The sequence below is a fragment of the Halobacillus shinanisalinarum genome, from assembly GCF_022919835.1.
GTDB classification, from domain to species: domain Bacteria; phylum Bacillota; class Bacilli; order Bacillales; family Halobacillaceae; genus Halobacillus_A; species Halobacillus_A shinanisalinarum.
Genome location: NZ_CP095074.1, coordinates 644,279 through 666,671, shown reverse-complemented (window position 1 = coordinate 666,671; position 22,393 = coordinate 644,279). Strand labels below are relative to the sequence as shown.

The 22,393-nt window shown below is 38.1% G+C and carries 22 protein-coding genes and 2 pseudogenes; 18 read left to right on the top strand and 6 right to left on the bottom strand.

Annotated elements, in window-relative coordinates; translation table 11 throughout:
• Positions 1 to 186 precede the first annotated feature (186 nt).
• Positions 187 to 1,977, top strand: coding sequence for an excinuclease ABC subunit UvrC (gene uvrC / locus MUO14_RS03650; protein WP_244753684.1), 1,791 nt, complete (start codon positions 187 to 189; stop codon positions 1,975 to 1,977).
• Positions 1,978 to 1,990: 13 nt separating this feature from the next.
• Here uvrC and MUO14_RS03645 read toward each other — a convergent pair whose 3' ends face one another.
• Together MUO14_RS03645 and MUO14_RS03640 are read right to left on the bottom strand one after the other, a co-directional pair.
• Entirely contained in the window at positions 1,991 to 2,293 is a 303-nt protein-coding gene (locus MUO14_RS03645) for a DUF2507 domain-containing protein (RefSeq protein WP_244753683.1), read from the bottom strand.
• Positions 2,197 to 2,424 (bottom strand): YslB family protein, encoded by a 228-nt coding sequence (locus MUO14_RS03640; RefSeq protein ID WP_244755753.1) that lies wholly within the window; start codon positions 2,422 to 2,424, stop codon positions 2,197 to 2,199. The genes MUO14_RS03645 and MUO14_RS03640 overlap by 97 nt, the downstream gene beginning before the upstream one ends.
• Before the next feature lie 289 nt (positions 2,425 to 2,713).
• Between MUO14_RS03640 and MUO14_RS03635 the strand changes: the two genes are divergently transcribed.
• The 6 genes and pseudogenes from MUO14_RS03635 to MUO14_RS03610 all read left to right on the top strand — a co-directional run bounded on the left by MUO14_RS03635 (position 2,714) and on the right by MUO14_RS03610 (position 9,286).
• Positions 2,714 to 3,334, top strand: coding sequence for a succinate dehydrogenase cytochrome b558 subunit (locus tag MUO14_RS03635; protein WP_244753682.1), 621 nt, complete (start codon positions 2,714 to 2,716; stop codon positions 3,332 to 3,334).
• Positions 3,335 to 3,394: 60 nt separating this feature from the next.
• Positions 3,395 to 5,145: pseudogene (gene sdhA, locus MUO14_RS03630) on the top strand (succinate dehydrogenase flavoprotein subunit).
• Positions 5,146 to 5,160: 15 nt separating this feature from the next.
• Positions 5,161 to 5,925 (top strand): succinate dehydrogenase iron-sulfur subunit, encoded by a 765-nt coding sequence (sdhB, locus tag MUO14_RS03625; protein WP_244753681.1) that lies wholly within the window; start codon positions 5,161 to 5,163, stop codon positions 5,923 to 5,925.
• Positions 5,926 to 6,042: 117 nt separating this feature from the next.
• Positions 6,043 to 8,370 carry a sensor histidine kinase gene (locus MUO14_RS03620; protein ID WP_244753680.1) on the top strand — a complete coding sequence of 776 codons (2,328 nt, stop codon included), beginning with the start codon at positions 6,043 to 6,045 and terminating at the stop codon, positions 8,368 to 8,370.
• The gene (locus tag MUO14_RS03615; RefSeq protein WP_244753679.1) at positions 8,367 to 9,017 is read left to right on the top strand and encodes a response regulator transcription factor; all 651 of its coding nucleotides are present in this window, start codon (positions 8,367 to 8,369) and stop codon (positions 9,015 to 9,017) included. Before MUO14_RS03620 ends, MUO14_RS03615 begins: the two co-directional genes overlap by 4 nt.
• Before the next feature lie 95 nt (positions 9,018 to 9,112).
• Positions 9,113 to 9,286: a helix-turn-helix domain-containing protein gene (locus MUO14_RS03610; protein ID WP_244753678.1), complete on the top strand. Its 174-nt coding sequence runs from the start codon at positions 9,113 to 9,115 to the stop codon at positions 9,284 to 9,286.
• 1,569 nt (positions 9,287 to 10,855) lie between these two features.
• Here MUO14_RS03610 and MUO14_RS03605 read toward each other — a convergent pair.
• The 4 genes from MUO14_RS03605 to MUO14_RS03590 all read right to left on the bottom strand — a co-directional run bounded on the left by MUO14_RS03605 (position 10,856) and on the right by MUO14_RS03590 (position 14,415).
• Entirely contained in the window at positions 10,856 to 11,473 is a 618-nt protein-coding gene (locus MUO14_RS03605; protein ID WP_244753677.1) for a hypothetical protein, read from the bottom strand.
• Between the two features lie 242 nt (positions 11,474 to 11,715).
• A complete protein-coding gene (locus MUO14_RS03600; RefSeq protein ID WP_244753676.1) occupies positions 11,716 to 12,765 on the bottom strand; it encodes a hypothetical protein in 1,050 nt (349 codons plus the stop codon).
• A gap of 477 nt (positions 12,766 to 13,242) precedes the next feature.
• Positions 13,243 to 13,734 (bottom strand): ImmA/IrrE family metallo-endopeptidase, encoded by a 492-nt coding sequence (locus MUO14_RS03595; protein ID WP_244753675.1) that lies wholly within the window; start codon positions 13,732 to 13,734, stop codon positions 13,243 to 13,245.
• Positions 13,735 to 13,992: 258 nt separating this feature from the next.
• Positions 13,993 to 14,415 (bottom strand): helix-turn-helix domain-containing protein, encoded by a 423-nt coding sequence (locus MUO14_RS03590; RefSeq protein ID WP_244753674.1) that lies wholly within the window; start codon positions 14,413 to 14,415, stop codon positions 13,993 to 13,995.
• 164 nt (positions 14,416 to 14,579) lie between these two features.
• Here MUO14_RS03590 and MUO14_RS03585 point away from each other — a divergent pair, with 164 nt between their 5' ends.
• The 11 genes and pseudogenes from MUO14_RS03585 to MUO14_RS03535 form a co-directional block, all read left to right on the top strand.
• Entirely contained in the window at positions 14,580 to 14,804 is a 225-nt protein-coding gene (locus MUO14_RS03585) for a helix-turn-helix transcriptional regulator (protein WP_244753673.1), read from the top strand.
• A gap of 69 nt (positions 14,805 to 14,873) precedes the next feature.
• Positions 14,874 to 15,014, top strand: a complete 141-nt coding sequence (locus MUO14_RS03580; protein WP_244753672.1) for a hypothetical protein — start codon at positions 14,874 to 14,876, stop codon at positions 15,012 to 15,014.
• Positions 15,015 to 15,087: 73 nt separating this feature from the next.
• The gene (locus MUO14_RS03575; RefSeq protein ID WP_244753671.1) at positions 15,088 to 15,609 is read left to right on the top strand and encodes a helix-turn-helix transcriptional regulator; all 522 of its coding nucleotides are present in this window, start codon (positions 15,088 to 15,090) and stop codon (positions 15,607 to 15,609) included.
• A gap of 137 nt (positions 15,610 to 15,746) precedes the next feature.
• Entirely contained in the window at positions 15,747 to 16,013 is a 267-nt protein-coding gene (locus tag MUO14_RS03570) for a hypothetical protein (RefSeq protein WP_244753670.1), read from the top strand.
• A 241-nt stretch (positions 16,014 to 16,254) separates the two neighbouring features.
• Entirely contained in the window at positions 16,255 to 17,280 is a 1,026-nt protein-coding gene (locus MUO14_RS03565) for a DnaD domain-containing protein (protein WP_244753669.1), read from the top strand.
• A gap of 45 nt (positions 17,281 to 17,325) precedes the next feature.
• Positions 17,326 to 17,559 carry a hypothetical protein gene (locus MUO14_RS03560; protein WP_244753668.1) on the top strand — a complete coding sequence of 78 codons (234 nt, stop codon included), beginning with the start codon at positions 17,326 to 17,328 and terminating at the stop codon, positions 17,557 to 17,559.
• Positions 17,560 to 18,054: 495 nt separating this feature from the next.
• Positions 18,055 to 18,483 carry an LptM family lipoprotein gene (locus MUO14_RS03555; RefSeq protein WP_244753667.1) on the top strand — a complete coding sequence of 143 codons (429 nt, stop codon included), beginning with the start codon at positions 18,055 to 18,057 and terminating at the stop codon, positions 18,481 to 18,483.
• Positions 18,484 to 18,550: 67 nt separating this feature from the next.
• Positions 18,551 to 18,742, top strand: a complete 192-nt coding sequence (locus MUO14_RS03550) for a hypothetical protein (RefSeq protein WP_244753666.1) — start codon at positions 18,551 to 18,553, stop codon at positions 18,740 to 18,742.
• Positions 18,743 to 18,771: 29 nt separating this feature from the next.
• Entirely contained in the window at positions 18,772 to 19,035 is a 264-nt protein-coding gene (locus tag MUO14_RS03545; RefSeq protein WP_244753665.1) for a hypothetical protein, read from the top strand.
• Positions 19,036 to 19,049: 14 nt separating this feature from the next.
• A complete protein-coding gene (locus MUO14_RS03540) occupies positions 19,050 to 20,159 on the top strand; it encodes a hypothetical protein (RefSeq protein WP_244753664.1) in 1,110 nt (369 codons plus the stop codon).
• A 12-nt stretch (positions 20,160 to 20,171) separates the two neighbouring features.
• Positions 20,172 to 22,356 (top strand): annotated as a pseudogene (locus MUO14_RS03535) (VirD4-like conjugal transfer protein, CD1115 family); the annotation flags it as partial.
• Positions 22,357 to 22,393: the final 37 nt, after the last annotated feature.

Here is a 22,393-nt window from a genome sequence, read left to right as displayed (position 1 = left end):
TAGGCAAACGTGTCAACTCCACGAGTGTTAAGCATGGCTTTGACACACTCGAAACCCCCACCTCTAAGCGTAAGCATAGGCGGGAGAGCATTCATCGCAATTTTAAGTAGGCACTTATTCCCCGCTTCAAGATATAAATGTGTTACGTTGCTGCGAGAACGTCTAACAAGTTGGAGTGATGCGAACATGAACGCGAATATTAAAGAGAAGCTTGCCGTTTTACCTGATCAGCCTGGGTGCTATCTTATGAAAGATAAGAACGAGACAATTATTTATGTAGGAAAATCGAAGGTACTAAAAAATCGGGTCCGCTCCTATTTTACAGGAGCCCATGATGGGAAAACACAGCGGCTGGTAAGGGAAATTATTGATTTTGAATACATTGTGACAACTTCGGATATGGAAGCTTTAATTTTAGAAATGAATTTAATAAAAAAATATGATCCAAAATACAATGTGCTTTTAAAGGATGATAAAACGTATCCCTATTTAAAGGTAACAGCTGAAAGACATCCGAAGTTGATCGTGACGAGAAAGGTGAAGAAAGATAAAGGAAAATATTATGGCCCCTATCCAAACGTAATTGCAGCTAGGGAGACGAAAAAACTGCTTGACCGTTTATATCCACTCAGAAAGTGTAATACGATGCCTGACCGTGTGTGTCTTTATTATCACATGCACCAATGCTTAGGTCCGTGTGAGTTCCCTGTGTCGAATGAGACCAATCAGGAAATCGTGCAAAGTATTACCTCGTTTCTAAACGGCGGTCATAAAGAAATAAAGAAAGACTTGCAGCAGCAAATGTATAAAGCATCGGAAGAGTTGGATTTTGAACGGGCTAGTGAATTACGTGATCAAATTGAACATATTGAGTCGGTTATGGAACAACAGAAAATGACATTGAATGATGAGGTCGATCGTGATGTCTTTGGGTATTCCTATGATAAGGGATGGATGTGTGTCCAAGTCTTTTTCATAAGACAGGGGAAGCTGATTGAAAGAGATGTGGCTTTATTCCCGTTTTTCGATGATCCCGAAGAAACGTTCCTTAGCTATATAGGGAGGTTTTATCTGCATCAAAATCACCCTTATCCAAAGCAAGTCCTTGTTCCTGTAGGGACGAATTCAGAAGTCTTAGAAGGAGCCATTGATACAAAGGTTGCTATCCCGATGCGCGGCCGAAAAAAAGAGCTTGTGGAATTAGCCAAGAAAAACGCGAATATAGCCCTAGAGGAAAAATTTGCTTTAATCGAAAGGGATGAGGAGCGGACGATCAAGGCGGTGGAAACACTGGGGGAACATTTAAATATAGAGACGCCCCACCGTATTGAAGCATTTGATAATTCCAACATCCAAGGTACAGATCCTGTATCAGCTATGGTCGTGTTTATTGATGGAAAACCAAGTAAAAAGGACTATCGTAAATACAAGGTTCGTGACGTAAAAGGCCCCGATGATTATGACACGATGAGAGAAGTCATTCGCAGGCGTTACAGCCGCGTATTAAAAGAAGGCCTCCCCTTGCCTGACCTGATTGTAGTTGATGGAGGAAAGGGGCAGATGACGGTAGCGATGGACGTACTTGAAAATGAATTAGGTCTTGATATCCCATTGTGTGGGCTTGCTAAGGATGATCAGCATAAAACGAGTGAATTACTCTATGGCGAGACACCTTTACTAGTCAGCCTAGAACGAAATTCTCAAGAATTTTACCTGGTTCAGCGTATTCAGGATGAAGTTCACCGTTTTGCTATTTCTTTTCACAGACAACTTCGTAGCAAAGGGGCCATTCAATCCGAGCTGGATGATATTCCAGGGGTAGGTCAAAAACGCAGGAGGCTGTTGTTGCGCCACTTCAAATCCGTAAAAGACATAAAGGATGCCTCTATGTCTGATTTAACCCGCCTGGGAATTCCAGAGCCAGTAGCTGATCAAATTTTGACACATTTGAATGAAGAGGAAAAGCCAGCTGAATAATCAGCTGGTCCACTCACCCCTTTATTGCTGTGATTTCAACCACGCTACCTTTAAGATTCTTTTCTTCTAGACATTCATATGTATCACCAGTAATAACCTGGGTCATTTGTGCTAAAAATCCACATTCTAGTCGAAAATCAACTTGGTATAGCTTTTGACTTAAACGTTTTTCAATGATATGCCCTTTTAATTGAAAAATAATTTCTTTTTTCTTTTCTTTTATAAGTGTGAGCTCTCCCCACCCCATGTATTGAAAGAATTCGTAGAGTTCTTCCCATGTTGAAAGGTTAGTTTCGCGGGCGATGTTTTTGCCCATATAATATAAAAGATAAGGGCATCTTTACCAAGAAAATCGGGCAACGTATAGTAACGCAGTAAATCAAAGCCTGCGCCAGTTGCTACTAGTGATGAGATATTGTCTGTGGATAGCTTAGCTGTTTCTCTCATGACGCTCATTCCTTTCTACACAATTATTATCGCTTGAATTATAAAAAGTCGCAACAGTAATTCATAGATTTCGTCTATTTGAAGAATTGTGTACATTTAAGCAATTTTTAGATCGTTTTCTTGACGCTATTAAATGATAGAAGTACAATATACGTGTCACAAATTGTACATTTGCCAGTTTTGTGTCAGGAATAAAGAGCTTTCCTATATTTTTAATGCGTTTTAAAAGCGCTTTACTATCTGTAAAATGTACATAATTCTAATCGTTATCATCTTGAGGGGGGTAAACATGGCAGGAACACGCGGATATGTTAACCGGAGATTACATTCATTATTAGGAGTACTACCAATCGGAATATTCCTGATCCAGCATTTAACTGTCAATTTTTTTGCAACTCGTGGACCAGAGGCGTTTAATGCGGCAGCTCATGTTCTGGAGAGCTTGCCGTACCGTTACGTATTGGAGATTTTTATTATCTACTTACCACTATTATTCCATTCTATTTATGGGGTATATATTGCGTTCACGGCCAAAAGTAACTTGTCGAATTTTGGACATTTCAGAAACTGGATGTTCATGTTCCAACGTTTCACGGGTATTATTACGCTCATTTTTATTGCTTGGCACGTATGGGAAACTCGTATCGCTATCGGGTTAGGCTGGGCTGAGCTGAACTATCAGTTGATGGAAGGCATTCTTACAGAGCCATTCTTTTTCTGGTTCTACATAATAGGTGTCATCTCAACTACATTCCACTTTTCTAATGGTCTTTGGTCATTTTTCGTCAGCTGGGGGATTACAGTTTCTCCACGCTCACAACTTGTAATGACTTATGCGAGCATCATCATTTTCGTAGCGATCTCTTACGTGGGTGTTCGTACGTTAATTCAGTTTGCTTACGGTGTTTAAAACTTCATTTTTATTTTTCGAAAGCAGATATATTGAAAGTTAAGGGAGTGAGTTTGAATCATGTCAAATAAAAATATTGTTATCGTTGGTGGAGGTCTTGCCGGGCTGATGGCAACAATTAAGGCAGCAGAACAGGGCGTTCATGTCGATATGCTGTCAGTAGTACCGGTTAAGCGTTCTCACTCTGTTTGTGCCCAAGGAGGTATTAACGGTGCCGTTAATACAAAAGGTGAAGGTGATTCACCTTGGGAACATTTTGATGATACGGTTTATGGGGGGGACTTTCTAGCGAACCAGCCTCCTGTTAAAGCCATGTGTGATGCTGCACCAAGCATCATTCACCTATTAGACCGTATGGGTGTTATGTTCAACCGGACACCAGAGGGATTACTTGATTTCCGTCGTTTCGGTGGTACGCAACATCACCGTACCGCTTTCGCTGGGGCTACAACTGGCCAACAGCTGCTTTACGCACTTGATGAACAAGTTCGTCGCCACGAAGTAAACGGATTGGTCACCAAATATGAAAACTGGGAATTCCTTTCTGCTATTGTTGACGAACAGGGCGTTGGCCGTGGGGTCGTTGGTCAGAACTTGAAGGATCATGAAATTAAGGCCTTCCCTGCTGATGCCGTAATTATGGCATCGGGGGACCTGGTATTATTTTCGGTAAATCAACAAACTCTGTCATTAATACAGGGTCTGCTGCTGGTGCTCTTTATCAGCAAGGTGTAAAGTACGCAAATGGTGAATTCATTCAGATTCACCCAACGGCCATCCCTGGTGATGATAAGCTGCGGCTCATGAGTGAATCAGCTCGTGGTGAAGGTGGTCGAATTTGGACTTATAAAGATGGTGAGCCCTGGTATTTCTTAGAGGAGAAATACCCGGCATACGGTAACCTCGTTCCACGTGATATTGCTACACGTGAAATTTTTGATGTGTGTGTAAATCAGAAGCTGGGAATTAACGGTGAAAACATGGTTTACCTTGATCTTTCTCATAAAGATCCTAAAGAATTAGACGTTAAGCTGGGCGGAATCATTGAAATTTACGAGAAATTCGTAGGGGATGACCCTAAGAAAGTACCGATGAAAATTTTCCCTGCTGTTCACTATTCAATGGGCGGTATGTGGGTGGATTTTGACCAGATGACAAACATTCCTGGGATCTTTGCTGCTGGAGAATGTGATTATAGTCAACATGGCGGAAACCGCCTGGGGGCAAACTCATTACTTTCTGCCATTTATGGCGGGATGGTGGCTGGTCCTAATGCTGTGAAATATACAGAAGGCCTTGAAACAATATCAGACGATATGAGTTCGAATCTATTTGATGAAAAAGTAAAAGAGGAACAGAATAAATTTGAAGCGATCATGAGCATGGACGGCGATGAAAATGCCTATCAAATCCATAAAGAACTTGGTGAATGGATGACAGACAACGTAACGGTTGTTCGTGACAATGAGAAGCTTCTTCAAACGGATGAAAAAATTGTCGAGCTGATGGAACGCTATCAGCGAATAAATATAAACGATACATCTAGGTGGAGCAACCAGGGTGCCATGTTCACACGTCAGCTTTGGAACATGCTTCAGCTGGCTCGCGTTATTACACAAGGTGCGTACAACCGTAACGAAAGCCGTGGAGCGCATTTCAAACCAGAATTTCCTGATCGAAATGATGAGGAGTTTTTGAAAACAACTATAGCTTCTTATGACAAAGAAAATAATAAACCTGTTATTAGCTACGAAGCAGTAGATACATCCTTAATCGAGCCGCGTAAACGCGATTATTCGAAAAGTAAATAAAGGAGGACAATCATCATGAGCGAAAATAAAACGATAACGTTTATCATTACGCGTCAAGACGATCCCGACTCTAGTCCTTACGATGAAACGTTTAACATTCCCTATCGCCAAAATATGAATGTCATTTCCGCATTAATGGAAATCCGCAGAAATCCGGTTAACGCTGAGGGGAAAGAAACCACACCCGTTTTTTGGGAGATGGGATGCTTAGAAGAAGTGTGCGGTGCATGTTCCATGGTTATTAACGGAACACCTAGACAATCCTGTACAGCTCTTGTTGATCAATTAGAACAACCTATTAAGTTAGCTCCTATGACAACATTCCCTGTTAACCGAGACTTGGCTGTCGATCGCAGCCGCATGTTCGACTCCTTGAAAAAGGTGAAAGCATGGGTGCCTATTGATGGAACTTACGATCTTGGACCAGGGCCGAAGATGCCTGAAAGCAAACGCCAATGGGCATATGAGTTATCTAAATGTATGACTTGTGGTGTGTGTTTAGAAGCTTGCCCTAACGTAAATAGCAAGTCTGATTTCATTGGACCTGCTGCTTTATCTCAAGTTCGTCTTTTTAATTCTCATCCAACTGGAGCTATGAATAAGAGTGAGCGTTTGCAAACAATCATGGATGAAGAGGGATTAATGGGATGCGGTAATGCCCAAAACTGTGTACAAGCATGCCCTAAAGGAATTCCTTTGACGACTTCCATTGCTGCACTTAACAGAGATACAGCCATTGAATCGTTCAAGAGTTTCTTCGGAAGTGACCAGCGCGTTTAATTCCAACTTAAAAATGCTACTGTATTCCGTAGGGTACAGTGGCATTTTTTTGTTTTATGCAGCCTATTGTCATAGTATAATAGATAGGATTGATCTCAAGTAGAGGTGAAGAGAGTGATGCGTGTGTTAAGTTGGAAGCAAACGTTACTGGTTTTATTTATTATCCTCTCAGCATGTTATATTACAATGATATCAGTGACTCAACCCTTTATAGGGATTGAACTAGAGCAAAATAGGAATAATGAATGGATCATTACTCAGGTCAAAGGAGATAGTTGGGCTGATGAGAAGATGATTCCTATTGGTGCCGAACTAACATCAGTTGAAGGATCAATCCCCGATGAGCATTACACGGTTCGAATGTTTCAAGAGTTAGAGAATGCCAAGGTATTTACAGTTGAGAATGCGGGTGAGAAGGTAACTTATTCATCAATAAATGAATCAACTTTCTTACATTGGACATTGTTTATTATTTTACCTCTATTATTTCTATGTGCGACATTTTGGATCTCCAAGATTGTGCAGAGTAAAGTGGCTAAACGCTTCTCTGCAAACCAGCTTATGCTGTTCTTTCTGTTAATTGCGCTTGGTTATCTAAGTAATAGTGGGGCTGTACGTGATGACTTATATAGTATCTTTCTCAATTCCATATTGTTTTTACTATCGCCAGTCGTGCTCATTCATTTTCTTTATAATTATTTCTCGGAGCTTAGAGTACATTGGTTCTCGAAAAAAATCTATCAAATATTATATATCCTCGTTACTCTGGTTACAGTTGCAGAAAGTTACTTTCTAATAACAGTTAGGTATCCAGCTTTCTTTTACCCTGTCCCTGGAACAATGCTTCTTATGCTTTATATCGTTTTATTTTTTATTATCTTTAAAGGGTTATCGATTTATAAGGATACCTCTGTAGGTACTGTATTTAAATATATCGGTGTAGGAATGTCAGTGGCCTTTTTCCCTTATATTTTCCTATATTTAACACCAGCTTTAACCATTCATGCAAAAATTATTCCCCTGGAAATAGCGGCTCTATTCTTAATCGCTTTACCAGTGACCTTTATGTATTTAGTGACGCGTGAGCGGTTAATCGATATCCATTTTGTGATAGGGCGTCTTCGTTATTATGCGTTAATATCAGCACTGCCCGGTGTATTGATACCTATCATCATTTCAATGATTGTTGAAAAAGATCTGACCATGATTGAACACTTACAAGTCTATCTAACTACACATTTCTTGCTGATTATACTATTGTCAATTAAAGAAATACTTGATTTCCGCTTGCAAAAATTTCTGTTTGTTGCAAGATACAGTTATCAGGAGAGTATGCATAGGATTTCTAAAGAAATGAAGGATCAATCGAATGCTGTTGATCTTATGAAAGTAATGCGTAAAGAAATTGGCAATGTATTAAAGGTGCGGGACATGTATATTTATTCCATCCACAACGAACGTAAGATGTATTGTGTGTATGACCCTATTCCCGCCGATATATTATGTCACTTTGATGACTATTTTCCTAACCGCCACTATGACGTTGGAACAATTCTTGAAACCGATAAAGGCTTTGGAGTGATTGTGGGTTTTACTTTAGATAAAATTACAATGCTTTGGTGCAGGGGAAAAAAAGATTATACTAGCTTAAACCGTGACGAGAAAACATATTTGCAAACCATTGCGCAAAACGCAAACATCGCCATTGAAAATATGAATTTAATTGCTGATTTAGTTAAAGAGCTCCGTACATTAAGAAGTGATCAAACCCATAAATATCCAACCTGGCTATCAAGGTTACTCTTCACTATCGCGGAGAATCAGCGAAAACAGCTATCTATTGATCTCCACGATACGGTTCTACAAGAACAACTCTATCTGTACAGACGAATGGATGATTTAATGAACAAACGAGCGGACTTACCAAAGACTCTGGATGCAGAGCTTTCCATGTATAAGGAGTCCCTTCTAGATAACATCCATTTAATTCGGGAAACGTGCAATGAATTACGTCCGGCGTTTATTGAGGAGATAGGACTCGTTCACTCATTAGAAACCTTAATAGAGCAATATCAGCTGCGATCGAATTTCACGGTCTATTTTACAAGTGAAGGATTTAATGCGAAGCTCGATCAGGAACATGTATTGGCCATCTTCCGAATTATTCAAGAGCTCTTAACCAATGCAATGAAGCATTCAAATGCTAAAATCGTTAAACTTAGTCTTTCCAACAATCATCATCAAGTTATACTTTTATATTCAGATGATGGGAAAGGAATGGATTATTCTTTCCAGCGTGACCTTTTTTCTCATATTGGGCTATCTGGAATCGAACAGCGAGTCAATGGACTGAACGGTTATTTAAAAATAGAGACGGCCCTGGACGAGGGCTTTAAATCAATTATTACTTTTCCCAACAAGGCTACAAAGGAGGTTGAAGTATGACACGGATTTTAATCGTTGACGATCATCCTGCTGTGGGGGCAGGAACAAAGGCTATGCTTGAGCAAGAGGAAAATATGAAAGTAGATGTAACCGACAGAGCAAATCAAGTAGAAACATTAATGAAGAAACAGGCTTATGACATCTTGCTTCTAGATTTATACATGCCTGGTATCAGTGGTGTAGACCTAGCTAAAAAACTTAAAAAAGATGCCCCGGATTTGACCATTTTAATCTATACAGGATTTGATTTAAATACACATTTTAATATGCTTGTTGAAGCAAACATAAACGGGTTCGTTAGTAAGACAGCGACTAGTGACCAGTTAGTTACATCGATTCGTTGTGCGCTAAGAGATGAAGTCGTCATCCCACTTCACTTATTCAAACAGCTTAGAAGATCAGAGGCTAGTATCAATCAACCTACTGACAAAAAACAAGCGACTGGCCCTTCTTTAAATGAAAAGGAACAATCAATCCTTAAGGAAGTGGCATCAGGATTGACTAATCGCGAAATTGCTCAATCTTTGCATATGTCTCAACGTAGTGTTGAATACACTCTAACAGGTATTTTTAATAAATTAGCAGTGAAGTCACGTACCGAAGCGTTATTTAAAGCACAAGAGCGTGGACTCGTGTCTAAGTCATAAACGGCCGGCACAGGGTGATGTTTTTCCACATAAGATATCATGACTAAATAATTCCCCTCATGCATCAGCTCTAGACAACAAGGAGGGGTACGCTTGTGAAGGAAGACGGCTACAGGCCAACACAAATTCTAACCAAGCGGGAGCGAGAAGTTTTCGAGCTTCTAGTGCAAGACAAAACAACAAAGGAAATTGCAAGTGAACTGTTCATTTCTGAGAAAACAGTTCGCAATCACATTTCCAATGCTATGAGTACCATTTGCAAACCGTAAGAAAGCCCGAGGGGATAAGGTTTCCACTCGGGCTTTATCTTTTGTTTATTCAGCTTATATTGTGTTATATTGTATGAACCTCTTTACAAAAGCTCAAATCTTTGGCCCAGCGCTTAAAATGTATGTATCGCTTATATCGTATTTAGGGATCCTATGAAGATTAAGAGCGGCAAAAGGGTAATGTACTAAAGTAGAGTGTTTCCCGAGTTCTTGGAACGTCTGAAATATAGAAACTTTTTACCTACATGATGAATGTAACAAAATTCATTGTAAAATTTCTCACGCTGAACTACTTTTTGCTATTTCACGAGCCTACTGCATTTCTCGATACCTTCATAATTTATTGATAAAGGTTTACTCTGTAAAAATACTTCGTGCTAATTTAAATCCATAAGCCGTTTAGGTGATACTATAATCCTCTTAAAGATACCAGTATGATATCTTTAATTAAGGGTAAGTTGTTCTGTGATTTAGCAAATATTTGTTATAAGACTACCCCTGCTTTGGAATTTTTTCACGTTTGAAAAAATAAAATTACTCAACTATTATGCTTTCACTTGTAAGGATCGGATTGTTAAAATGATTTTTATCAAGATCGTTTTTATCCATAGGGACCTGATCTATTAAGCTAGTCCTTAAGTGATTATCAGTTTGGATTATTTTTATCTTATATTTGTACTTCAGGTTATTGCCTTCATCATAAATCTTTACAAATCCATAACTGTCAGAATTAATCTCATCATACACTTCTTTCATTATTTTAAAATTCTCACTGAAATGTTTCCCTATTGAATGCTTACTCAATGTGTTATTGAAATTTCCAATAACTTTTATCTGTTCAACTTTATCAGTGTACAATTTAATTATAAATTTAAAATTATTCAATGGTAGCGGGGAATTAAAAATACATTGGTGCACTTCAGTCCCGTCCTGTTGAATATCCTTATAGAAAGACAACGAAGGTGAAATTAAATAAAACAGTTTAGTGTCACTGTTTTTTATAAGGAAATATGAATTCAATAAATCATTAATTTTGGGTAAGTACCCTTTACTATGAGGGTTCTTCAATAATCTGATATTCAAAATAAAATAACTCATCAAGACAAAAATAGTTACTATGATTAAATAGAAGATATAAATGCTGAAAACTATTGACGATTCTATTTCAAGTTCAATCTTAAAACTAAAATTAAACTTTGTGTAATAACCTACTAAAACACCAACAGTGAAAACTATAGAAAACCCTGCGAAAATAAAAGTATAGTATATGTATTTTATGAGGTGATCATTCTTAGTTTTTTCTCTATAATCTATTATATGACTAATGGTATCATTAGTTGATAACGTTATAGGATAATAAATTCTTTGAAGTATATTAGATGCTAGACTAAGTTTATTTTCGATAAAAAATGCAATTAATAATGTGATAAATCCAATGAAGCTCATAATCCCTGCAAATAACCAACTAATTAATGAAAATTGGCTTTCTAAAAAAGGATTGGGGGGATTGAGTAGTCAATATTGATTACCAATATTATGACTATTAGGTAAATTATGGCTAGGGCTAGTCTATGAAGAGCTTTGTACAAGATGACTATCCACTCCCTTTAAAAATTCAAGGACCTTTTGTTTATCAGAATTATTAGGAACACCAATAAGGGAACTTTTATCAATATGAATATAAGAATTGTTGATTTGTATAGTAAAGCTTGTAATATTGTTATAGTTCTTATTGATAAAATCTTTATATTTTCTATTTTTAAGATCAATGAGGTTTATTGTTTTTAATCCATTAGTATCATTAATGTCTAGGGAGGAAATTTTAAAGTCGTTAATTTGTTTCTTATCCTTTAAAAATAAATTAAAAACGTCAATTTTTTCTAATTCACTATCTAAATAATATTTTATTGTAGCTAGCAAGTGGTTGATTTTACTTTCCGAATCACTAAATATGAGCAGAATATTTCTTTTATGATCTATAATAAAGGAAATAGAGGTTTGCTTCTTAGAAATTATTTTGTCGTATAGTCTTATACTATCTAACCACGTGTATTTTATGTAAAATACATCACTACTTAATGATATCATTTCGAAATCCTCAAACCTGTCTGGCTTGAGGATTTCTAGTTCTTTTTTATATACGGGTGAAGTGAATTTGTAAATAACACCATCACTTTCGATGAACATTTTATTTCTCCCCCATATTCTGAAATTTACTTATTCTTCATCGATAGGATCATCTTCATCTTCAATAAAGGATTTTAACCTCTCTAGTGAACCATAAGCATTATTATACCCTATTGCATCAAAAATTATTTGCATTTGTTGAGTAACGTTTTCTAAGTCTTGACTACTTAATTCTTCAGGATCAAGCAGGTCTAGTAAATCATCTGACAGTTGTCCGACGCTTGTAGCTATTTCTTTGTAGACTAACTTATCCCTCGAGCAAACTTTTCGTAAATAGTATCTAGTGTTCTTTTGGTTTCATTCATATCATAAATGCCACTGGTACACATTTGAATATAGCAATCTTGAATGATTTCCATAACCTCTTCCTTAAACTCAGACTCAAATTGGTCGATAACAACAATTTTTAGAGTATCCATGTCTCTTTCTTTTACAGAAAAGGCACCGGAAAAATTTCTGTTATTATAAGTCATTTTAAGTTTAAATACTATTATTGAACTTCCCATAGTAATATACTCACAAGCAGACTGTGATGACAGTATATTACTTCCATTTAATGTGATCTTCTTAATACCTTCACTGTTTTGAAGGCGTCCCTCGGTATCAAATTTAATTTCTTCGAATTTAACCTCTATCCCATGTTTGCTAAGTCTATTATATATAAAGTCTAAGAAAATTGCAGTATTATAGCTTGCATTGCCAAGCTGGAAAGTTTGATTTATGTTCTCTCGGATTGTATATTGTGAAATAGGCCAGTTTAAATTATTTTTCAAGTAAGTACTTACGACATCATGAATAGTTTCATTCCCAGCATGAATTGTAAGTTTTTCTTTAATCTTATTAATAATAACAGGGATTCTATATACTGCAGTAAGGCTGTCAGTGTTTAGAACCCCACCGTGTCGCCATTTCTCCGCATATTCTTTGATCCGTAAATTAAATCTGTACTCATCTTCGGTTTCACAAGAGTCTTCTAATATTATAATGTAATGATTTTGAAATGGGACGCTATCAAACTTTTCGGATTGGTCTGTTTGAAAAAATTCTGTAGATCTTACCCTATAAGTATATGCTGGCCACCCCTTTTGATTAGTCATTACTGCCATTTCTACAAAGTCTTCTATTTCTCCCTCTTCAATAAAATCTGCAAGATCTAAGAAGTCAGGTAAAAGGTCCTGTTTGTTCTTTTGCTTTTTACCTCTACTCCATTTTGGGTTTGTTCTAGCAATGACTTCTTCAACATTTTGTGTGTTCAGTCTTTGGAAAACCCTCTCTAATAATGCGTTCAACATATTGACACTCCTTCTTTTATTTTAAGATTGGCTACTGTTACATTTACATTTTTTATCGTTGGTAAGCTGTACCACTGTGGAAAGTCTATCAGTAGTTTTATTTACTTTTTGTTCTTTGTTATTAAACGGAGCTCTGTGCCTTTTTATTTTACAATGATACATGCAAAATTCCTATACTTTCGAAAAATAAAGACAAAATATGATCAAAAATATTCCATTGGTTTCTGTGTTAAGAGCTGCCCAGCGAATGAACATGTAACGTTAGGTGTTTTGTGACCATTTTATTTGCATCACGTTAATTAGAAGGATGGGGATCTAACTGGACTTATGCTAATAGCTTGACCGTTGATTGTTAACAGAAAATACTAAGGATATTACTATTTTTCAGGGATAACCCAAATTATACCAAGTGAGAAGCGTACATTTGCAAACCATGACGAAGATAGCTCGAGGGGCAATGATTTAACCCCCAGGTTATCATTGTTTATTCAATATATATCGATTTTCCCTTTCTTTAATCTGCTGAAGGCGTTTCCTACAAAGCTCAGTTGTCACTCTAAAATCTTTTACCCACTGATCTAGTAGGTTAGGGTTGTTAATATCGTATTGAGAAATCATATGGTAGGGAAGGGCTGCATAAAAAGTAAAATGCCGGGCATCTCGTTCCTGGAGCTCACGAAATGCAGGAGGCATCATGGTTTGTTTCCCTACATGTCTAAGAAGATGACAAAACTCATGATAAAATTGCTCACGTTGAACTTCTTTAGTGCGCCTTGAATCCACCGTGATGGCCCGGAACCTTCCAAACACTTCATAGTGTGGGGATACAGGCTTACGGTGTAAAAAAGTTTCGTACTTCCGAGCGATGGTATAAGCCATGAGTTGTGAGGGTATAGTTATATGTAATTTTAAATACCAATCCGAGACCCAATCCTCTAAATGGGTTGTTGTATAAGTTGGAAAATACAAGATAAGCACCGTCCTTGCTAATTATTATAGGAACAAACGTTCGATTTATCAATAAAAAAATAAAGCATATTTAATGCCTTATTAAGGTAACCCTATTGTATTTTCTATATGAGTATATTTATAATCTACTGTTAATAAACCTTTTTCCTAGAGTGCCTGCATTGATAAAGATCCTAACCTTCACAGATATACAAATAAGTATTTACTTTACTGCTAGTGGTAATAAGTGCCGAGGCAGACGTTATTATTTTCTTCAGTTTAAATATCATCAACCTCTTTATGATCTTTACTCTTAAGATTTTTATCCCTACTCTTATTATATAAATAATCAAAATAATCCTCTAAACTACGAATATCTTCAGGAGACATCTCTTTCCATTTTTCAATATCCCAAAAACCCGCATCCTCAACTCCGTATTTTATAAAGAGGTTATTCGTTTCCCTAATAGGATCAAAGTTACTGTGAGTATCGTTATATTGATATTGCTCTTTTCCTAATAAGTAATCAATTGAGCAGTTAAAGAAGTCAGAAATTTCCCTCAGTGTATTATAGTCAGGTTGACGATTGCCAGATTCATATTTTGAAATTGCTGAGTAAGATAATTCAAGTTTCTTTGCAAGGTCTTCTCTAGATAATTTCTTTTTCTTCCTCAAAAGCGTTAACCTTTTATGAAAATCCATCGGCAACCCTCCGTTTACGACATTATAATATAATTTAATTTTACCCTATTTGTCCAATTTGATAAATAATATTGGACAAATTGGGGATTTTTTATTGACAATGGACGTTATGTCCATTAAGCTTTTCCTTAACAGGACGAATTGTCCAATGGAGGAGGGATAATTTGAGAATTAAACTTAAGTCTGTTCGCTTGGAAAAAGGCTTGAAGGATGTAGATTCATTAGCAGGAAAGATTGGTATTTCGGCATCGTATTATTACAAGATTGAAAAGGGATCTCGAAATCCTGGTATTGATTTAGCGAAAAAAATTGCAGATGAATTAGATCACACTGTTGATGATCTTTTTTTAAATCCAGATTTGGACACTTCGTCCAATGATGTTGTTTAGCTAATTATCTAAAGATTGATAGGGCTGTCCTCATTGATCCGTAGCATACACATAAAACGAGGTGATGATATGGCTAAACAAAAACAAAAGCAGTCGCCACTTAAGCTTGTGAAAGAAACGTTTGGTGATGTCCCAGCCAAGAAAGCTTTTCAACATGCTTTAGCCCCTTACTTCGATAAGAAGGAAGAGTATCAGACTAGCACTAAATAGTCATCCTGTAAAATTTTATATTGGCCCACTGTATTTTAGAACAGGTCCCAAAATACAAAAAAGGAGGGGGGCCATGAACTTTGGACAAGCTTTAAAACAACTAAGAGCAAGGCAAGGACTCACACAGGAACAAGTTGCTCATGACTTAAACATCAGTAAGCAGTTAGTATCACATGTAGAAACAGGAAGACGAAGGCTACATGAAGAAATAGCAAGAAAATCACTAAGTTGCTATGACGATCCCATTTACGCTATGAACGTTATGTATGAATTCTCAAATGGTTTTACAGCACCTCAACTTACTGGGACAAGCATTGAATGGCATCGGTTATGTATTAAGGAAATTACTGTTAGAGAAATGGAAAAGGCTTTGGCTATTCTAAATGAAGTCAGCCTATGTAAACCACCGAAGGAAGCAGACTGGGAAGAGAGAAAGAGGATCGCTAGCGCGGTTGATGAGCTCCTAGACACTGAAATCGCTATAAGTAATATGAAAGTAATTTTAGCCTCTGAGTATTCGATTTCATTAAGAAAACATATGAGTAGAAAAATTCCAGATTGGAAAGAGAAGGGCTGGATTAGGGGACAGATTTAAAAGCTATGAAGGAGCAAGAGATTTAACGATCATCATCCTTTATTAGTCGCATTAGCCATGCTGTATCGAAAAAAGTTTTTTAGTAACTGCCAGAAATCTTATTAAGTTCACTCGAAAAAATTGAAGGGAGGAATTATATGACAGAGAAGGAAGTTCAGAATCCTATAAATATCATTGCACATCAGTATGACGAGATCTTAACCGAGAGAGAATTGCATGTATTTGAAAAGGTACGTGATCAGCTTTTTATAGGTATGGTGAATGCCGCAACGGAAAGAGGGCTGAAGGTAGGAACTTCAATATCACCGGAAAATTTACAGTATTTTATGAAAAGAGCAGTTGACGGAGCATTGGTCGTAAATAATCTCAAACATAAAAAAACCGTTCAGGGCTGCAACCCATAAACGGCACGACAATATTTATAATATATCATGCATGGTTTGTCATCACAAGCTGTTGGGAGATGGAGAGATGAAATAGTGAGAAACCATTTTTATTTCATCTAAAAGGTGTATTAATTACCTAGAAACTGGGTCTTCATCGGATTTCTTAAAGTCAAGCTAAGGATGGATAGGGATTCTAGGTATTAAGGTATTTGTTTATTTTTATTCTGCTAAAGAAGATAACTCAGGAGGAGGGGTATAATTGCAAGGGTGGATAAAATTACATCGAAAGATCCTTCATAGTGAAATATTTGAGAATGAAAAGATGTTGAAGGTTTTTATATACTGTTTAACAAAATCAAGTCATAAGGAAGCAGAAACAAGGGTAGGAAGACAGAAGGTTCAACTGGAGCCTGGTCAATTTATCTTTGGCAGAAAAAAAGCTTCTGCCGAATTAAATATGAATGAATCAACAGTTCGAGATTATCTGAAAATCTTACAGGAGGACGGTGTAATAACCATCCATTCCACCAACAAATATAGTGTTATAACCGTTGACAACTGGGCAATCTATCAATCTAACGAAGAAGATGACGACAACAAAACAACACCAGAAAGCCAGCAAAAAGACAGCCCCCTACCATCAAAAGGACAGCAAAAAGACACATTCAAGAATGAACAAGAACTTAAAGAAGTTAAGAATGTAGAAGAATTTATACCTACTTCTACAACTGGGCACGCACAGGGGGATGCGATTCAATTTTATCAAACTAACTTTGGCATGATTCGTCCTCAAATCTCTGAGGAGCTCTTAACTTGGATTGAGGATCTTGGAGAGCAAATGGTTATTGAAGCCATGAAACGTTCTTTGGACCGCAATAAACCAAGCTGGGGCTATGTCAAAAGTATTCTCCACTCTTGGGTGAACAAAGGTGTGGAAAGTCTTGATCAGGCTCAGGGTGAAGAGGTTGAGTATAAAAATCAGCAAAATAGCCGGGCTTCGTTCTCCAAACGACCATATAACCAAGAAGTCTTGCCAGAGTGGTTTAAACCACGTGACCGACAACAAACAGACGAAAAACCGAAGGAACAACCAAGTCTTGAGAGTACGGCCCGAACCATTGAACTTGGAATAAAGTTAAAACGATCTCTAGAGGATATTCTTGAAGCAATTGATTACAGGTACGACCTATCAAAAGGGGATATTATTGCTATTAGTGAAGGGAGAAGATCAGCAATACAAATCTTACAATTCAAATCAAATCTAAGGATTGTAGGGGACCCCTGAAACTTAATTCAATATTTTCTAAAGGAATATGAGGAGGGGAATTATATGGGAAAGTGGAAAAAACACTTCGCTTTTTATGACATTTCATCCCAAGCCGATAACATCAAAACCTTTGAAGGAAAACGTTATGATGTACATGGTCTTTGGGCCATTGATAAAGATGGTCATTATGAGAAATTGGCGAGTATTTATTATCGTATTCGAACGGTAAAGGATAAAAAGTTTAGGACGATTGCCAAACGTCGAAATCCTAAAAGTGAGTTACAACAAGTCATATAATATATAACGATTCTAATACGTGCTTAAACTAGCACCTTTTGATCTTTGAAAAATACATATCTATGCTAGGGGGCGGAACGGTCGCAGGACATTCCTAGCAGTCGATAAACGTTCGATGCGTGGTACGTGAAATGCATCTAGTGACCGGTATGCGTTGTATTGATGATGGTGGCCTTTGCGAAGATGAGGTGAGATTCCGAAGAAATCTTCTAAAGAGCAACCTAGATACATAAAGTTCTTCGTATAAGCTAGAAACGTTGTACATTGCAGAGCTTCATGAAATTCATGATGCAATCTGCATAGGGTTGATTGTATCCAGCCATAAACAATTACTTATTTAAAGAAAACAGAGTGACAATTTGCTGTTTAAACATCTAACAGTCAGTTTGAGCATTTCTGCTTTAAGATGGTCCTACGTTTCTTTCCAAAACGTGGATTTTTGTTTGAGTAGGTGTTAGAATCGTTATACGAACCACTCAAGAAGGGATTGATCCGATGAAGAGACGATGGATCGGTGGTTTGGCTGGATTACTGTTGGCCTTTATCCTCGCAGGTTGTGGAGCCACAGGTCAAGTCGAGTCTTTATCACCAGAAGAAATGGAAAGTTACATTAAAGATAAAGAAAAAGCTTATATATTGCTTAATAATACTGAAGATAAAGAAGAGCGTAAGGCAAATATTAAGCTTGTAGAAGAAACCATTGAATCTATTAATGTGATGGAAATAAACGCTAAGTCAAAAGATATGCTTGATAATGGTTTAAAACCTAAAGATTTAGGCCTAAAGGATATTCAATTTGGTACTTTAGGTATTTATAAGGACGGAACTTTAGAGGAATATGTATCTTTAAGAAATGCCGATCATCCTACCGAAGATGAAAAGGAGAAGGCACTTCAACAATTTATTGACAATATAAACTCTTAACGCGAAGGGATCTTCTTAAGATCGCTTCTTTTTTTATGTCTAAATTCCTTGAAGGAGGTGATAAACAATGGGAGCGACGAACCGCGAAGTCAAACAATCGAAAGATCTTGTCCAAACACTTTTAACAGTTCAGGACTTTTCTTACAACGATTGGCTGCATGAGAAGCATCAGGAGTACATTCGAGAGAATCAAGATGTTGTGATGGAATCCCTGATACGGTACAAGGAATTGAAAGAAGAGAAAGACCACAAATACTAATACTAAAAATCAAAAAGGGAGAATCCAAGATGAATGTGTTTACGAATGACATTGTGCTATCTGCGATTAGTAACTTACAGGCCACCGGAGCTTCCATTCTTACGGCGATGCAGCTACTCGGAATTATTTCTGCAGCCATTGCCTTTGGAATTGGTGCTTACCACTTGATATGGGGTGGTGTTCGAGGACGCCAAAGTTCCTTGGTATGGTTTATAGGCGGTTCAGTTGGTTTGGTGGTCTTGATGGGGGCTACTGCGATCGCTGAGTATATTGATAGCCAGGTTGTCTTTTAAAGGAGGAAATACGAATGCGAGTTTTATTTACCTCTAAGATAGATGGGGATATTAACAGCTTTCAACCCTATCTTTTTCAGGAAGCCGTTGAAAAAACAGAGGAGTTGGACACAAAATGGAAGAAGAAAAACGCTGAACCAGTTCCCCTTGATTTCATGATCTCTAATGATGAGGGGGACAAATTGTATAATGGAACGTATGTTGTGGGGTCCGAAGAAACTACGAATATTTACGACCATGTATGTCGGAAGCTTATTCAGATGCCGATGAACCATAAACAACAAGAAACTGAACGCGACATCCTTCTTCAAAATTTAACGGCTCATACGCCCACGACTTATCAGCTTGATGTGACGGAACACCTAAAAGAGGATAGATTGAATCAAACGGGGTGGAAAACCTTAAGCAAACGTCAAAAAATCATGACCGGTTCCTTTGCTGGCCTTGTCATTGTAATGATCGTCATGTCCGTGGCTCTCGTTTTTATGTTGCGAAGTCAATCGCAAGCCATGCAACAGATGGATCAGGAGCTAAATGAAGTAAAAGCTACGAAAAATGTTTATGAAACGGCCGTAACGGGTGATATAACGGAGGCTATTGACAAGCTTCAAGCTCAAAGAAAGCTTAGTGATAGCGAACATGAAGCGCTTATTCACTTTCATTTATCAAAAAAGAATTATGAAGAAGCTATCAAGGAAGCTGGAAAGGAACAAACTTCGTTCTTAGCTGACCAAATTATGCAACTGCATGGAGTCGGAGAACTCCAAACCTTCCAAGAATCGTATCCAAGCCCGGCTGGTGCGTTTGAAATCGCGTATCATTCGGAAGCTTATGAAGAGACTATAGCTGTTGAGGACGTTCCGATGACAACAGAACGCTATAAGGAAAAAGGAATGGCATATTTAAAGCTTGATCAACTGGAAGAAGCGAAAAAAATGGCCAGCGAAGCAAAAAGTGATGGGCTGAACGAAAAAATCAGCTCATATGAACAGTTAGAACAAAAAATAACTCAGATTAACAGCCAAATCAAAACAGAGAAGCAATCAGATCAAAAGGACCAAGATAAAATTAAAGAATGGGAAGAACAAAAAAGCGAGCTTCAGAACAAACAAAATAATTTGTAGGGGGCGATCATCTTGAAATCATTCGTCGCTAAAAGGCAGGTGCTTATCCCATTGAGCATCTGCCTTTTTATAATCACGATACTCGCAGCCACATTTATATTGAACTTGGGATTTGCGATGTGGGCCACGGTTCAAACTTTTCCGGAGTTTAGTCAACCGTTCGTCATGAAGGCAGCGTACCTCACAGATTTTCACTTTAAACACTATCCATCGTTTTACGCCACAGCATCCGTGATTGGTCTGGTGGGTATCGCGTATATCAACTATAAACTGCGCAGTAACTTCCATCCTATTGGTACGGACGAAAAAGGGTCCCAGCGTTTTGCGACACGCAAGGAAATCAAAAAACAATATAAATCGATACCCGATCGTACGCAAACCTACCAGGGCCAGGGAGGTCCTGTGTTAGCTAGAAAAGCAGATAAGGCATACATTGATCCATCGCCAGTGAATAACTTGATTATCGGAACAACGCGAAGTGGGAAGGGACAAACCTATGTGATCCCAACCATCGATGCCTATTCCCGTTCGGAAGATCAGCCTTCCTTAGTCATCAATGATCCCAAAGGGGAGCTATTCGCCTCAAGCCGACAAACACTGGAGAGTCGAGGCTATGAAGTGGAAGTGCTCAATTTGATGAATCCGATGCAAAGCATGAGCTTTAATTTGCTAGAACTTGTTAAACAATCCTATTTGGATGGAGATTATTCAACAGCTCAAACGCTTTGTGAAACAATAACCCATATGTTGTATCACAATCCTCAAGCGAAAGAGCCCATGTGGGATGATTCCGCAAAATCGCTTGTTAATGCGATGATCCTCGCAATTACTGAAAAAAGTATCACCGAAGGAACCGAAGATAAAATCACCATGTACGCTGTTGCCAATATGCTATCTGAACTAGGAACGAAAAACGAAATTGATGATAATGGTCAGGAGTATAATGCGCTTGATCAATACTTTCAAGAGCTGCCGCAAGCGCATGTGGCTAAGGAACAGTATGCGACGAGTAACTTTTCCAAAGGAAATACACGATCCAGTATCTTTACGACCGCCATGAATGGTTTGACGAAATTTACCATGAGTGAGACAGCTAAGATGACAGCGAAGAACTCATTGGATTTGAAGAAGGTTGGTTTTGGACAATCCATGAAAGGTCGGGGTACACCGTTTTCCAAAGTGTATGTTATGTTCCCCGATGGTGCAACTGAAGTCAATCAGTCTGGAGAGAGTGGAACATGGACGATCAACTTCTCCTCCAAATTGAAGCCGGGAGATACCCTTACGATATGGCAAGATCATGAGCCGTTATCCGCGAAACAAAAACGGAAGCAACCCGAAGAGCCATGGAAACCCCTAGAAGGAAAAGAAAGAAGTCTGCTCAAGGTTCAAGTGAAGGAAATGGATGAGGAATCTGGGAAGGTTTACTTTTCCCTCCCATCCGGTTCTGTTCACGATCTAACGGTTTATCAGATCTGTTATTTTACCAAACCGATTGCGCTTTTCATGGTTACTCCGGACTACGATACATCGACTCACGCGATCCCATCGATCTTTGTGAGTCAGTTGTATTACGTCTTATCAAAAAATGCAGCGATTGCCAAAGGGCAAAAGTGCTTGCGTGAAGTGGTATTTATGTTAGATGAATTTGGTAATATGCCGGCCATTGCGGATATGGATAATAAGATTACAGTGTGTCTGGGGCGAAACATTCGTTTTCATTTGGTTGTTCAGTCCTACGCGCAATTAAAAGAATTATATGGAGAAGATGGACAGGCAACCATCCGTGGAAACTGTGGGAATGAGATTTATATTTTAAGTGCGGATTATGATTCCGCATCTTATTTTTCTTCCAAACTGGGCAAACAAACACTAAATACGCAGACCCGTTCAGGATCAACCTTTTCGCTCGACAAATCAAAAACTGAAAGCACTGAAGGGCGGGATCTCTTAACGGCCAATGAACTCCAGGAGTTAGAAGAAGGGGACACCGTAGTCCGTCGTGTATTGAAACGTCGCGATAAGAGAGGGAGGAAAATCCGAGCGTTTCCCATTTACAATACGGGCAAGCACAGCATGAAATATGCGCATACGTACTTGAGTCAGGACTTTGATACGAGTAAGGCGATTACGGAAGAAGAGATTGATACACCGCATCGGGGTGTTCGACCGCAGGACTTAGTGATCGATTTTACTTTCAAAGCTATAGCTGCAAAGGAAAGAAAGAGGTCTAT

Bases quoted from the DNA above. Each gene is read 5' to 3' on its own strand.
- MUO14_RS03555 (WP_244753667.1), top strand. From the start codon at position 18,055: ATGAAGAGACGATGGATCGGTGGTTTGGCTGGATTACTGTTGGCCTTT.
- MUO14_RS03605 (WP_244753677.1), bottom strand. From the start codon at position 11,473: ATGTTCATCGAAAGTGATGGTGTTATTTACAAATTCACTTCACCCGTA.
- MUO14_RS03545 (WP_244753665.1), top strand. From the start codon at position 18,772: ATGAATGTGTTTACGAATGACATTGTGCTATCTGCGATTAGTAACTTA.
- MUO14_RS03540 (WP_244753664.1), top strand. From the start codon at position 19,050: ATGCGAGTTTTATTTACCTCTAAGATAGATGGGGATATTAACAGCTTT.
- MUO14_RS03635 (WP_244753682.1), top strand. From the start codon at position 2,714: ATGGCAGGAACACGCGGATATGTTAACCGGAGATTACATTCATTATTA.
- MUO14_RS03590 (WP_244753674.1), bottom strand. From the start codon at position 14,415: ATGGATTTTCATAAAAGGTTAACGCTTTTGAGGAAGAAAAAGAAATTA.
- MUO14_RS03640 (WP_244755753.1), bottom strand. From the start codon at position 2,424: ATGAGAGAAACAGCTAAGCTATCCACAGACAATATCTCATCACTAGTA.
- MUO14_RS03550 (WP_244753666.1), top strand. From the start codon at position 18,551: ATGGGAGCGACGAACCGCGAAGTCAAACAATCGAAAGATCTTGTCCAA.
- MUO14_RS03570 (WP_244753670.1), top strand. From the start codon at position 15,747: ATGACAGAGAAGGAAGTTCAGAATCCTATAAATATCATTGCACATCAG.
- sdhB (WP_244753681.1), top strand. From the start codon at position 5,161: ATGAGCGAAAATAAAACGATAACGTTTATCATTACGCGTCAAGACGAT.
- MUO14_RS03580 (WP_244753672.1), top strand. From the start codon at position 14,874: ATGGCTAAACAAAAACAAAAGCAGTCGCCACTTAAGCTTGTGAAAGAA.
- MUO14_RS03615 (WP_244753679.1), top strand. From the start codon at position 8,367: ATGACACGGATTTTAATCGTTGACGATCATCCTGCTGTGGGGGCAGGA.
- MUO14_RS03645 (WP_244753683.1), bottom strand. From the start codon at position 2,293: ATGGGCAAAAACATCGCCCGCGAAACTAACCTTTCAACATGGGAAGAA.
- MUO14_RS03600 (WP_244753676.1), bottom strand. From the start codon at position 12,765: ATGTTGAACGCATTATTAGAGAGGGTTTTCCAAAGACTGAACACACAA.
- uvrC (WP_244753684.1), top strand. From the start codon at position 187: ATGAACGCGAATATTAAAGAGAAGCTTGCCGTTTTACCTGATCAGCCT.
- MUO14_RS03575 (WP_244753671.1), top strand. From the start codon at position 15,088: ATGAACTTTGGACAAGCTTTAAAACAACTAAGAGCAAGGCAAGGACTC.
- MUO14_RS03560 (WP_244753668.1), top strand. From the start codon at position 17,326: ATGGGAAAGTGGAAAAAACACTTCGCTTTTTATGACATTTCATCCCAA.
- MUO14_RS03620 (WP_244753680.1), top strand. From the start codon at position 6,043: ATGCGTGTGTTAAGTTGGAAGCAAACGTTACTGGTTTTATTTATTATC.